This is a genomic window from Bradyrhizobium zhengyangense, from assembly GCF_022012555.1.
GTDB classification, from domain to species: domain Bacteria; phylum Pseudomonadota; class Alphaproteobacteria; order Rhizobiales; family Xanthobacteraceae; genus Bradyrhizobium; species Bradyrhizobium zhengyangense.
Window position 1 is genome coordinate 118735 of the sequence record NZ_JAKLTZ010000012.1, and the last position, 12570, is coordinate 131304.

The window sequence follows — 12570 nt, forward strand, 5'->3', positions numbered from 1 at the left end:
TCGCGCGACGGGGACGCTGATGGCTGCGGACAATCCGCGCGGCGCGATGTTTCGCGTCATCGTGCCGAACCAGCCCAGCCGCGTCACCAATGCCGAGCTGTTCTTCGACCTCGTCTTCGTCTTCGCCGTCACGCAAATCTCGCACACGCTGCTGAACCACTTCACGCCCCAAGGCGCGGTCGAGGTTACGCTGCTGTTCCTGGCGGTGTGGTGGGTGTGGGTTTACACGGCCTGGGTCACCAACTGGCTCAATCCCGACCTGACGCCGGTTCGCATCCTGATCTTCCTGATGATGCTGGGCGGCCTCGTGCTGTCGACGACGATCCCGACGGCGTTCGATGGCCGCGGACTCTGGTTTGCGATCGCCTATGCGGCCATGCAGGTTGGACGCACCGCGTTCTGGCTGTTCGCGACCCCGCGCCATCGCACCGCCGTGCGGCACAATGCGATCCGCATTCTGGTCTGGCTCTGCGGCTCCGCGGTCTTCTGGATCCTCGGCGGTCTCGCCCATGGCGAGGAGAGGCTGTGGTTCTGGATCGTGGCGCTCGGAATCGAATACGTCTCGCCCGCGGTCCGCTTCTGGGTCCCGAAGCTCGGCTTTTCGTCGGTCGAGGCCTGGGCCGTCGAGGGCGGCCACATGGCCGAGCGCTGCGCCGGCTTCATCATCATCGCACTCGGCGAAGCCGTCGTCGTCAACGGCGCGACCTTCGCCGAGCTGAACTGGAGCGCGGACAACATTCTGGCTTTCGGCGCGTGCCTCGTCGGGAGCATCGCGATGTGGTGGGTCTATTTCCACAAGGGCGCTGAAGCCGGCTCCGAGGTGATCTCGAAAGCGGCCGAATCCGGCCGGCTGGCGCGGCTCGCCTACACCTATCTGCACATGCCGATCGTCGCCGGCATCATCCTGACCGCGGTCTCGGACGAGTTGGTGCTGAAGCACCCAACCGGGCATTCCGATGTCCGCACCATCGTCAGCACGATCGGCGGTCCCTTGGTGTTCCTGGTCGGAACCATCCTGTTCAAGCACTCGATCCGCGGCTTCCTCCAGCTCTCCCACGGAATCGGAATCATCGCGCTCGCGGCGCTGTGGTGGTTCGCCGCAGACCTCCCGCCGCTCTGGCTGACGGTCGCGACGAGCCTGATCATGATCGTCGTCGCGGTGTGGGAGTCGGTGTCGCTCGGATCGAAGCCGGAAGAGACTAGGGAGCGTTGAGGCGCCGGAGCCATTACTCCGCCGCCTCCAGCGCGTGCACCGAGAACATCTTCGCTGCATCCGTCCAGCTCTCGCGCACGCGCCAGCCGGCGCCCTGTGCCAAGGCAGCAAAACGCTCAAGGCTGTATTTGTAGCTGTTTTCGGTGTGAATGCTCTCGCCCGGCCGGAACGAGAAGCTGGTGCCGAGCAGGCGCACGGTCTGGCTCTTGCGGCTGATCAGATGCATCTCGATGCGGTGCCGATCGTGATTGTAGATCGCACCATGGGTGAAGGCGGAGAGGTCGAAATTGCCGCCGAGCTCGCGGTTGATCCGCACCAGCACATTGAGATTGAACCGCGCGGTGACGCCGGCGGCATCGTTATAGGCGGCGTGGAGCAGGCGCTCCTCTTTCTCGAGGTCGGCGCCGATGATCATCTGCGCGCCCTTGCCCAGGATCTGGCGGGCGCTCCTCAGGAACGCCTGCGCTTCATGGGGCTCGAAATTGCCGATGGTCGAGCCCGGGAAGAAGCCGACCTTCGGCATCGATGCAACCGCCCTGGGCAGCTCGAACGGCGTGGTGAAGTCGGCGGCCACCGGATGGATGCCGAGCGAGGGGAAGTCGCGCTTGAGCCCATTGGCCTGGGCTTGCAGGAAATCGCCGGAAATATCGACCGGGACATAGGCTGCGAATCTGGACTGGTTCAGGAGCAGGCGGACCTTCGTGGTGGCGCCTGCGCCGAATTCCACCAGTGCGGCATTTTCAGGGATGATCCTTGCGATCTCGCTGCCGCGCTCCTTCAGGATCGATAGCTCGGTGCGCGTCGGATAATATTCCGGCAATCGCGTGATCGCCTCGAACAGCTCAGATCCTGTTGCGTCGTAAAAATACTTCGGCGACAGCTTTTTCGGCTGCTGCGAGAGGTGCTCGATCGCCTCGCGGGCGAACGCGGTCGTCTGCTCGTCGGGAAGATGGGCTTCGGCCAAAGCGCTGGCGTGCACATTCATGATATTCTCCTGAACGCGCTGTCCGGCGCGTATTTCCTCGGATGAGAACTAGAAATAGTCGGCTAGCCGCAACCCCGTGAACTGCCAGCGGTGATGCGGATAGAAGAAGTTGCGATATGTGACGCGGCTGTGACCGTCGGGTGTCGCCAGCGAGGAGCCACGCAGCACCAGCTGGTTGACCATGAACTTGCCGTTGTATTCGCCGAGCGCGCCTTCGACGGCGCGGTAGCCGGGGTAGGGGGAATACGACGAACGCGTCCATTGCCAGACGATGCCGAAGGCGTCGTTGAGCTGCTTGGTGCGCGCCGCGACCTCCCATTCCATCTCGGTCGGCAGATGCTTTCCGGCCCAGCGCGCAAACGCATCGGCCTCGTAATAGCTGATGTGGCAGACCGGCGCGTCGGGATCGACCGGCTTGACGCCGGCAAGCGTCATCACATGCCACTGCCCGTCGATCTCGCGCCAATGGCCCGGAGCCTGCCAGTCTTCCTTGCTGGCCGCGGCGAAGCCATCCATCAGCCACAACGTCGCATGCCGATAGCCGCCGTCACGCATGAAGGCGAGCCATTCGCTGTTGGTGACGAGATTGCGCGCGATTCTGACCGGACCGACGAGCGCACGATGCGCGGGCTTCTCGTTGTCGAAATGAAAGGTGTCGTCGACATGGCCGACGGTGTGAATGCCTTCGTTGAGCGTCAGCCAGTCCTCGCCTGCGCGCGTCGCGGCCGGAAAGCGCCACTCCTTGTCGTAAGCCGGATAGACGGGGTTCTGCGCGAAGGCGTGCAGGATGTCGGTGTACATCAACTCCTGATGCTGCTGCTCATGGTTCAGCCCGACCTCGACCAGCGGCGCGATTTCGCGGAGCTTGTCGTCGCCGGCCGCGCGGAAGAATTTGACGACGGCGGCATCGACATGGCTGCGATAGGCGCCGACCTCGGTGGCGCTGGGCCGCGTGATGTCGCCGCGATGATTGCGGGCGTGGCGGGGGCCGGCGCTGACGTAATAGGAATTGAACAGGAAGGCGAAGTCGGGGTGGAAGGGGCGGTAGCTAGGGGCGTGCTCGCCGAGCAGAAACTGCTCCCAGAACCAGGTGGTATGGGCCCGATGCCATTTCGCCGGGCTCGCGTCCGGCATGGACTGGATCTGCTGGTCCTCGGGCGACAGCGGCGCGGCCCGCCGCTCAGTCTCGGTACGGACGGCCAGAAACGCACTCTCCAGCGCCTGTGCGAGGCCGCCAGAGGCGGCCGATGGTGACGAAAGCGGCTGATCGGCCATAGCGGAGGCTTGTTTCGTCACGTTTTTCTCCAGACAGGACAAGAGAACGTTGTTGGCGAGACCGGGTTCCAAAACCAAGGTTCGTCCTAGATAGGCGCTCCGTTACGGTATGAAAGTCCTCCCCGGTGATGATATTCGTGTCATCATGCAATGGCGCCGGGGCCGCCCGGACCTGATATCCGGGGACCATTCGCCGCCATTTTACTTTGGATGCACAACGGTTTGGGCTACATATATAGGCAGGTATCGGGTTAAATCGGCTGAGCCGGCCCGGATTGATAGGTGAGGGCTCTGCCCCAGAAGGACACGGATATGAGCATCGCGGAATTCATCGACAACGAAGTGAAGTCGAACGACGTGGTTCTGTTCATGAAGGGGACGCCGCAATTTCCGCAGTGCGGTTTCTCCGGCCAGGTCGTGCAGATCCTCGACCACGTCGGCGTCGGCTATAAGGGCCTCAACGTGCTCGAATCCGCCGAGCTCCGTAACGGTATCAAGGAATATTCGAACTGGCCGACGATCCCGCAGCTTTATGTGAAGGGCGAGTTCATCGGCGGCTGCGACATCGTGCGCGAGATGTTCCAGGCCGGCGAATTGCAGCAGCTCTTCTCCGAGAAGGGCGTCGTCGTCGCGGCTTGATCCGTGACAGTGCTGACGCGTCGGATCGGCGGCGTGCAGCTCGAAATCATCGTCGCTGACATCACCAGCCTCGGCGTTGACGCCATCGTCAACGCCGCCAACTCATCTCTTCTTGGTGGAGGCGGCGTCGACGGTGCGATCCATCGCGCGGCCGGGCCCGATCTGGTCGCCGAATGCCGCATGCTCCACGGCTGCAAGACGGGCGATGCGAAGATCACCAAAGGCTACCGCCTCAAGGCCGCGCACGTGATCCACACCGTTGGACCGGTCTGGAACGGCGGTACGCAGGGTGAGGACGATCTGCTCACCTCCTGCTATCGTCGCTCGATGGAACTGTGCGGGAAGCACAAGCTGTCCTCGGTGGCATTCCCCGCGATTTCGACCGGTATTTTCCGCTTTCCTGGCGGGCGGGCCGCGAAGATTGCGATCGATACGACCATTGAAGCCTTGCCGGCCGCGCCATTGGTGGGCCAAGTCATATTCTGTTGTTTTTCGGAGACGAGCGCCGCGCTCCACACGGACGTTTTGGCACGGCACGGCAGCCCTTGTGCCTGACAACGCGGTCAGTACACTCCACCAGCCATGTTCCGGGGAGGGGATATGATTTCACATTTTGCACGATTTGCGTTGGTCTGCGGCGCGCTTGTCTCGCTTGGCGCAATGTCCCTTGCGCGCGCGGAGGGCACCTACGAGATCCCGGCCGGCGCGCATTTCAATCCGGACAAGCTCGCCAAGGTGACCGAGTTCTTCAAGAACGAGGTCGCGACCGGCAAGATCGCCGGCGCGACCGTGCTGATCCAGCAGCACGGCAAGCCTGTCTATCACGAAGCCTTCGGCGTCCAGGACGTGGTCAGCAAGGCGCCGATCACCGACAAGACGATCTTCCGCCTGTCGTCGCTAACCAAAACGATCACCTCCGTTGTGGCGATGCAACTGATCCAGGACGGAAAGTTCAAGCTCGACGATCCCGTTTCGAAATACATTCCCTCCTTCGCAAATGTGAAGGTCGGTGAGGAAAAGAAGGCCGAGGACGGCACCAAGACGCTCGAGCTGGTACCGCTGGCCCGGCCCATCACCATTCTCGATTTGATGCGCCATACCTCCGGGATCACCTACGGCTTCTACGGCGACAGTCTGGTTCGCAAGGCCTATCGCGACGCCAACATCTACGCGGGCGAATTCGATCTCGCCGAGTTCGCCGAGCGGATCGCCAAGCTGCCGCTGCACAACCAACCCGGCGCGCTCTGGCAGTACGGCCATTCCACCGACATTCTGGCGCGGATCATGGAGATCGTGTCCGGAAAGACATTGTTCGAAATCGAGAAGGAAAAGCTGCTCGATCCGCTCGGTATGACCGATACAGGCTTCTTCGTTACCGAACCGGAGAGACTGAAACGGCTCGCCCAGCCGCTGCCGAACGACAGCGATTTCCGGGTCGGCCGCCAGTACAGGACTGAGGTTCGCCAGAAGTGGGAATCCGCCAGCGGCGGCATGGTTTCGACCATGGCCGATTATGAGCGCTTTGCGCAGATGCTGCTCAACGGCGGCAGTCTCGACGGCAAGACCATTCTCAAACCCGAAACGTTCAAGCTGATGGCGACCGACCAGATCGGCCCGGGCTCCGGCGTTGAGCGGGACTACTTCTATTTTCCCGGTGACGGTTTTGGCATGGGACTTGGGTTTGCCGTGCGTACCGATCCCGGTAATGCCAAACCGCCGCCTCCCGGCGATCTCGGGGAATTGAAGTGGGACGGCGCCAGCGGTTGCTATTTGGTGATCGACCGCAAGCAGGACATGTTCTTCGTGCTGCTGGAGCAGACCCCGACCGAGCGGCAGCGCGTCCAACGGACATTGAAGCAACTGGTCTATGAAGCCATGGAGAACTGACATATTCGGGCGCCGCGCGCTCCTCGCGGCGCTCGTTCTCTTGTTCGGTGTGGTCGGTGCGCAAGCAGGCTCTGAGGGCCGCGCGCACAGCTTCTCGACCGAGGGCCTCGCCAAAGTCTCCGACTACATCAGGAACGAGATCGCGACCGGCAGGATTCCCGGCGCGATCCTCCTGCTTCAGCAGCACGGCAAGCCGGTCTATTACGAGAATTTCGGCGTCCGTGACGTCGCGACCGAGATCTCGATGAGCGCGGACACGATCTTCCGGCTCTATTCGATGTCGAAGCCGGTCACGTCGGTCCTGGCGATGATGCTGGTCGAGGAAGGCAAGCTCGCCCTCGACGAGCCCGTCTCGAAATACATTCCGGCCTTTGCGGGCATGAAGGTCGGCGTCGAGAAGAAAGCCGAGGACGACAGGGTCTCGCTCGAGCTGGAGCCGCTCAATCGTCCTGTGACGATCGAGGATTTGATGCGCCATACCTCCGGGATTCCTTACGGCTATTATGGCGGAGACCTGGTGAACAAGCTCTATGCCGACGCCGGTCTGTTCGACAACAAGGCTTTGAACAATGCCGAACTGGTGGCGAAGATCGCCACGCTGCCGCTCGCCGAACAGCCCGGCACGATCTGGGACTACGGCCTCTCGATCGACGTGCTCGGCCGCATCATCGAGGTGATATCCGGGAAATCGCTGTTCGCGTTCGCGAAGGAGCGATTGCTTGATCCGCTCGGGATGAAGGACACCGCGTTCTATGTCGCCGATCCCGCCAAGTGGCCGCGCATTGCCGAGCCGATGCCGGAGGATCGCGCGCTCAGCCCGATGGCCAAGGTGCGCGATATCAGGAAACCGCTGCGGTGGGAGTCGGGCGGCGGCGGCCTCGTCGGCACCGTCGGCGACTATGCGCGCTTCTCGCAGATGCTGCTCAACGGCGGCACGCTCGATGGCCGGCGCTATCTCAAGCCGGAAACCATCGCCTTGATGGCGTCGGACCATGTCGGTCCAGCAACCCATGTCGAGCGTGACAAGAACTTTTATCCGGGCGCGACCAGCGGATACGGCCTCGGCTTCGCGGTGCGCATATCGGTTCCGGCGGGCACGTCATGGCCGCTTGGCGAATATCGCTGGGACGGCGTCGGCGGCACCTTCTTCTTCATCGATCCCGAAGACGATCTGTTCGGGATCTTCATGGTGCAGACGCCGTCGCAGCGCGGTCGGATTCAACTGGGGTTGAAGACGCTGATTTATCAGGCGATGGGACGCTGATTACGCCCCGCGCACGATCTCTCTGACATAGCCGATGGTCTCCTCGACCTGGGCAGCATTGACGTCGAGATGGGTGCAGGCGCGGATGCGGCCGTCCATTATCGCGAGCGTCACGCCGCGCTGGCGCAAGGCCGCGACCATCTTGTCGCCGGGCACGCCGGCGCCGTCGGGCTTGAAGAACACGAGGTTGGTCTCGGGCTCCTGCACCTCGATGCCTGCGATCTGCGACAGGCCGCGGGCGAGCGCGCGCGCATTGGCGTGGTCGTCGGCAAGGCGCTCGACATGATGGTCGAGCGCATAGATGCAGGCGGCCGCGCAGATTCCGGCCTGCCGCATCGAGCCGCCGAGGCGCTGCTTCCACTGCCAGACCGCATCGATGAAGGCACGGGTGCCGGCGAGCACGCCGCCGATCGGTGCGCCCAGGCCCTTGGAGAAGTCGATCCAGGCCGAATCCCAGCCCGCGGTCATGTCGCGCGGCGAGATGCCGCTTGCGACCGTCGCGTTCAGCAGGCGCGCGCCGTCCATATGCGTGACGAGGCCATGTTGTTTGGCGATCGCGACGATCTCGTCGAGCGCGGCCTTCTTCCAGATCGTGCCGCCGCCGATATTGGCGGTCTGCTCGACGCTGACGACGGTCTGTGGCGGCTGGTAGCGCGTGCGCGGATGCAGCGCATTCCGGAACGTATCCGGCGTGAACTGGCCGTCGGGCCCCTTGAGCTGCGTCACCTGGAAGCCGCCGATCGCGGCATGCGCACCGCCTTCGCGGGCGATGATGTGCGCGGTCTCGTGCGCGAGAATCTCGTCGCCGGGACGGCAATGCACCAGCGTCGCGGTGACGTTGCACATCGTGCCCGACGGCATGTAGACCGCGGCTTCCTTGCCCATCAGCGCGGCAACGCGCTCGCACAGCGCATTCACGGTCGGATCATCGCCGACCTGCTCGTCGCCCACTTCGGCCCGCGCCATCGCCTCGCGCATCGCAGCCGTCGGTTTGGTCTGCGTGTCCGAGAGCAGATTGATGCGCACCGGCGGCGCCTTGGGATCGATGGGGGGAGGGGTGTAGAGCATGCGACGGCTCCTCAAAGCATTGCGGCCACTGAAGTGTGGCTCTTAAGCAAAAAGGCCCCGGCGAACCGGGGCCTTTCGATATTCAGATCTTAGCGCGAATAGAATTCGACGACCAGATGGGGCTCCATCTGCACCGGGAACGGCACGTCGGAGAGGCCGGGGATGCGCACATACTTGGCGGTCATCTTGCCGTGGTCGACTTCGAGATAGTCGGGGGTGTCACGCTCGGGGAGCTGGCTGGCTTCGAGAACGTGGGCGAGCTGCTTGGAGGCTTCCTTGACCTCGACGACGTCGCCGACCTTGACCTGGTAGCTCGAGATGTTGACCTTGCGGCCGTTCACCTTGACGTGGCCGTGGTTGATGAACTGGCGGGCCGCGAAGATCGTCGAGACGAACTTGGCGCGGTACACGACCGCGTCGAGACGACGCTCCAGCAGGCCGATCAGGTTCTCGCCGGTGTCACCCTTGAGGCGGCTGGCCTCGACGTAAATGCCATGGAACTGACGCTCGCTGATGTTGGCGTAGTAGCCCTTCAGCTTCTGCTTGGCGCGCAGCTGCACGCCGAAGTCCGAGAGCTTGCCCTTGCGGCGCTGGCCGTGCTGGCCGGGGCCGTATTCGCGGCGGTTCACGGGGCTCTTCGGGCGGCCCCAGATGTTCTGGCCCATACGGCGATCGATCTTGTACTTCGCCTCACTGCGCTTAGTCATCGCGTCCTCTTCGGTTGCATGGTTTGAGGAAACGCGCCCTCCTGTGTGACGGGGAAATCCCGGCACCGACAGGTCCGATCCCCAAAGCTTAAGGGACTGGACCACGGGTCGCGAAACGCTTCGCGGGCCGAAATCGGCCCGCGAGCAGGTGGCTTTTAGGGGAGTTTGGGGTTCGCTGTCAATGCGAATGGCCCCGGAATCAGGTCCCGACGGCCCGGATCGGCTTGGCGCCGGCCGAGCGCAATTCGGCAGCAATTTCAGTGTTCAGGACCTGTTCCAGCCGGGTCAGGACCCGAGCGATGGGGGCAGCGTCCGTGACCCGGTGGTCCCAGCGGATCACGACATGGATGGTTTGGCCCGGCTCGACAAGGCCGTAGCTGACGATGAACGGGCCGGGCGTGATGGGGTGGAGCTCGCCGCCGCCATAGGCGGCCACCGAGCTCACTGCGAAGCTGCCGAACCAATTACCGCGCTGCCGGCCGAAATTCAGGCCCACCGCCCAGAACAGGCGCCGCAGCGGCAGCGGTAACCGGGTGACCCGCATGACCTTGCGGAACATGGGGACGTCCGCGACTGCGGCCGTTTTGGCGCGCCGGATCTCCATATCGACCGCGGCCAGCGCCATCGCCTCCGGGGCTGCGATCCGCTGCGGCATGACGCATTCCTCGCCATTCTCGAGCCGAGCGATCGCCACCGACGCAACGCTATTGGGGAGCTCGTAGAGCGTCGGCCAGGGCCATTTGGCGTAGACGGTGCGCAGCACCGGCTCATCTTTTGCCACCAGGGCAAACGCCTTGACGAGCATGGCTGCCCAGCCGGCCGGCGCCATTGCGCCAGCGCGGGCCTCCAACAGGGGGCGGATATTGAGCGAACGGGAGAGTGACACGAAGGGCACGCCCATCGAGGCGTGCATCAGGTCGATAATCAGGCGACGCGGCAGGGAAATGTTCTTGGGTTGACCGCGCATCGTTCTTTCGGTTCCGGCGGACTCAGATATGGGACTGACGGCGAGGGGCTCCCGCTCGCCGCCTGCTCTAGCACGCCGCGCCCTCCGAAGGCGAGAATGAGCATTTATTGAGCATTGTTCCGCCTGGGGCGACCGCTCTCCAGGGGGCTCGGCAAAGCGGCAGGCGGTTCAGCGCCTGATCCCGTCGAATGCCGCCGTGATGCCGCGCTGGAACAGCGACCAGTCGAACCCGAGCGCGATCGCGCGGTAGCCGCGGTCAATGAGCTGGTTGGCCTGGTCGGCGGTGCGCGCCACGCCGCCGATCGGCACGCCGCTTTTGAGAATCCCGGCCTCGGCCCGTGCGATCAGCGCCAGCAATTCCGGATCGTCCATCCGGCCGCGCTTGTTGATGGACGTGGCGAGATCGCCGGGGCCGATGACGGCAACGTCGATGCCCGGGGTCGCCATGATCTCGTCGATGCGGTTGACGGCATCGACATGTTCGATGGTGATCATGCAGATCATCTCATCGTCGGCCGATGCCATGTAGTCAGGCATCGACTGGCCCCAGCGGAACGGCGCGTGGAACGGTCCCCAGAGCCGGTCGCCGCGCGGCGGATAGCGCACGCTGCGCACCGCTTTCTCGGCATCGTCCCGATTGGTGATCATCGGAAAGTTGATGCCGAAGGCGCCGATATCCATCGGTGCTTTTGCAAGCCACGGCTCGTTCGCAGCGATCCGTACCAGGGGCGTGCACGGCGTGCCTGTGGTGGCGGCGATCATCGCATGCGCTTCGGTGAGCCCGATCGGCCCGTGCTCGAGATCGACGATGATCCAGTCCAGCGAGCGCGCCATGATCTGCACGGTCTGCACACTCGGGATCGTCGCGATCGCGCCGAAGGCGGGGCGCCCCTCGCTCCACAGCTGGCGGAGGCGATTGAGTGGCTTTGCGGGGACCGACATGGGATGACCTTGCGCGAGATGACGATGCGCGAAGCCTAGCAGTGCGCCGTGTCCGCGAAAAGTCAGGCGACTGCGCGCCCGCCGAAGAATGGCGTCAGCGTGGCGGAAAGGCCATGCACGCGGTTCGATGTGAAAATCATCTCGGCGCCTGATAGCGCGATGCTGCTGCTCGGCGCACCCAGCAGGTCGGAAACGCGGCGAGCGATCGCCGGCGCCGGGTCGATCCAGTCCACCGGCCAGGGCGCGAGCTTCTTCATCCGGTCGAGCAGCAGCGGATAATGCGTGCAGGCAAGCACCACCGTGTCGGTGCGTGCGCCTGCGTCCGCGGCATCGCCGACGAAACAGGGGGTGAGCTCAGTGAGGATGTCGCCGTCGCTGATCGCCTGGCCGCTGAGTTCACGCTCCGCAAGCGAGGCCAGCTCGGGCGAGCCGACCAGCGTGACCTCGCAGCCTTGCGCGAAATCGCGGATCAGCGCCTTGGTGTATTCGCGCTTCACCGTGCCCTTGGTGCCGAGCACAGAGACCCGGCGGGTCTTCGAGCGGGCGCAGGCCGGCTTGATCGCCGGCACCGTGCCGACGAAGGGCACGGAATAAGCGGCCCGCAAATGCGATAGGACCAGGGTAGAGGCCGTATTGCAGGCGATGACAACGAGATCAGGATCATGGGTGCCGAGCAGCTCCCCCATCAACGGCACGACGCGGGCGATGATTTCGTCCTCGCTGTGATGTCCGTAGGGGAAGAAGGCGTCGTCGGCGACGTAGGTATAATGCGCATCCGGGCGCGCGGCCACGACCTCACGCAGCACGGTGAGGCCGCCAAGACCGGAATCGAATACCAGGATCGTCGGGGAATTGGTCACGTCGCTACCCTAAGACCTCATGGTTACCATTCGGTTTTTGGGGCGGTTTTGCGGCGGGGGCGGCCTGCGCCCAGTTTGGAGCGATTCAATTTCGTGTTTGCCGCCTGTTCCCGCTATCAGCCGTGCTGCGCTGCGGTTGGGACATCCGCATATTTTCGGGAGCTGGCATGATCAGAAACACGGAAGACGGCTGGGGGAGCGTTGCCCGGTGGTTTCACTGGGGCTTGGCGCTGGCGATCATCGGCATGATCGGCTTCGGCTGGTGGATGAATCACATCCCGGCGCGGGCCGACAAGTTCTACTACCGCTCGATCCATGCCGATATCGGCTATGTGATCCTGCTGCTCACCGTGCTGCGCCTCGCCTGGCGCGCCATCAACCCGACGCCGGCGCTGCCGACGAAGTCCTTGCGCTGGCAGAGGATCGCGGCCCGCGCCAGCCACGGCGCGCTCTATCTCGTGGTGATCCTGGTCGCGATGCTGGGCTGGGCGCACTCGGGAGCGCTCGCCCAACTACTCCGACTTCTTTGGCCTGTTCAACGTGCCGCAATTTACCTCTCCGGACAAAGCGGCAGCCGGCGCCTATGAGGATCGGCATATCCTCTTTGCCTATGTGCTGCTGGCGCTGATTGTGATCCACGTCATCGCCGCCCTCTGGCATCACTTCATCCGCCGCGACCGCGTCGTGGCGCGCATGGTGACGGACGAGGCGCGGTAGAGGACGCTCTCTCCGCATCGTCATTGCGAGCGCAGCGAAGCAATCC

At 63.8% G+C, this 12570-nt stretch carries 12 protein-coding genes and 1 pseudogene; 6 read left to right on the forward strand and 7 right to left on the reverse strand.

Annotated elements, in window-relative coordinates; genetic code table 11:
• Window positions 1-19 precede the first annotated feature (19 nt).
• Entirely contained in the window at window positions 20-1213 is a 1194-nt protein-coding gene (locus L6639_RS32575; RefSeq protein ID WP_237865701.1) for a low temperature requirement protein A, read from the forward strand.
• Window positions 1214-1226: 13 nt separating this feature from the next.
• Here the strand turns inward: L6639_RS32575 and egtD are convergent, their stop codons facing one another.
• Both egtD and egtB read right to left on the reverse strand, forming a co-directional pair.
• On the reverse strand, window positions 1227-2198 hold the full coding sequence (gene egtD, locus L6639_RS32580) for an L-histidine N(alpha)-methyltransferase (RefSeq protein ID WP_237865702.1): 972 nt from the start codon (window positions 2196-2198) through the stop codon (window positions 1227-1229).
• Window positions 2199-2246: 48 nt separating this feature from the next.
• Window positions 2247-3545: an ergothioneine biosynthesis protein EgtB gene (gene egtB / locus L6639_RS32585; protein WP_237865794.1), complete on the reverse strand. Its 1299-nt coding sequence runs from the start codon at window positions 3543-3545 to the stop codon at window positions 2247-2249.
• A 240-nt stretch (window positions 3546-3785) separates the two neighbouring features.
• Between egtB and grxD the strand changes: the two genes are divergently transcribed.
• The 4 genes from grxD to L6639_RS32605 are packed head-to-tail and all read left to right on the forward strand — an operon-like array spanning window position 3786 to window position 7263.
• Window positions 3786-4112 carry a Grx4 family monothiol glutaredoxin gene (gene grxD / locus L6639_RS32590; protein ID WP_128926634.1) on the forward strand — a complete coding sequence of 109 codons (327 nt, stop codon included), beginning with the start codon at window positions 3786-3788 and terminating at the stop codon, window positions 4110-4112.
• Between the two features lie 3 nt (window positions 4113-4115).
• Window positions 4116-4667, forward strand: a complete 552-nt coding sequence (locus L6639_RS32595; RefSeq protein WP_237865703.1) for an O-acetyl-ADP-ribose deacetylase — start codon at window positions 4116-4118, stop codon at window positions 4665-4667.
• Between the two features lie 45 nt (window positions 4668-4712).
• Window positions 4713-5999 carry a serine hydrolase domain-containing protein gene (locus tag L6639_RS32600; protein WP_237865704.1) on the forward strand — a complete coding sequence of 429 codons (1287 nt, stop codon included), beginning with the start codon at window positions 4713-4715 and terminating at the stop codon, window positions 5997-5999.
• Between the two features lies 1 nt (window position 6000).
• Entirely contained in the window at window positions 6001-7263 is a 1263-nt protein-coding gene (locus tag L6639_RS32605) for a serine hydrolase domain-containing protein (protein ID WP_237865795.1), read from the forward strand.
• Here L6639_RS32605 and L6639_RS32610 read toward each other — a convergent pair whose 3' ends face one another.
• The 5 genes from L6639_RS32610 to murI form a co-directional block, all read right to left on the reverse strand.
• Entirely contained in the window at window positions 7264-8331 is a 1068-nt protein-coding gene (locus tag L6639_RS32610) for a threonine aldolase family protein (protein WP_237865705.1), read from the reverse strand. It abuts the gene before it with no gap.
• An 89-nt stretch (window positions 8332-8420) separates the two neighbouring features.
• Window positions 8421-9038: a 30S ribosomal protein S4 gene (gene rpsD / locus L6639_RS32615; RefSeq protein ID WP_237865706.1), complete on the reverse strand. Its 618-nt coding sequence runs from the start codon at window positions 9036-9038 to the stop codon at window positions 8421-8423.
• 199 nt (window positions 9039-9237) lie between these two features.
• Entirely contained in the window at window positions 9238-10005 is a 768-nt protein-coding gene (locus L6639_RS32620; RefSeq protein ID WP_237865707.1) for an acyltransferase, read from the reverse strand.
• Between the two features lie 168 nt (window positions 10006-10173).
• A complete protein-coding gene (locus L6639_RS32625) occupies window positions 10174-10947 on the reverse strand; it encodes an HpcH/HpaI aldolase family protein (RefSeq protein WP_237865708.1) in 774 nt (257 codons plus the stop codon).
• A 62-nt stretch (window positions 10948-11009) separates the two neighbouring features.
• The gene (gene murI, locus L6639_RS32630) at window positions 11010-11807 is read right to left on the reverse strand and encodes a glutamate racemase (protein ID WP_237865709.1); all 798 of its coding nucleotides are present in this window, start codon (window positions 11805-11807) and stop codon (window positions 11010-11012) included.
• A gap of 167 nt (window positions 11808-11974) precedes the next feature.
• On the opposite strand from murI, the pseudogene L6639_RS32635 reads away from it, so the two are divergent.
• Window positions 11975-12524, forward strand: a pseudogene (locus L6639_RS32635) (cytochrome b).
• Window positions 12525-12570: the final 46 nt, after the last annotated feature.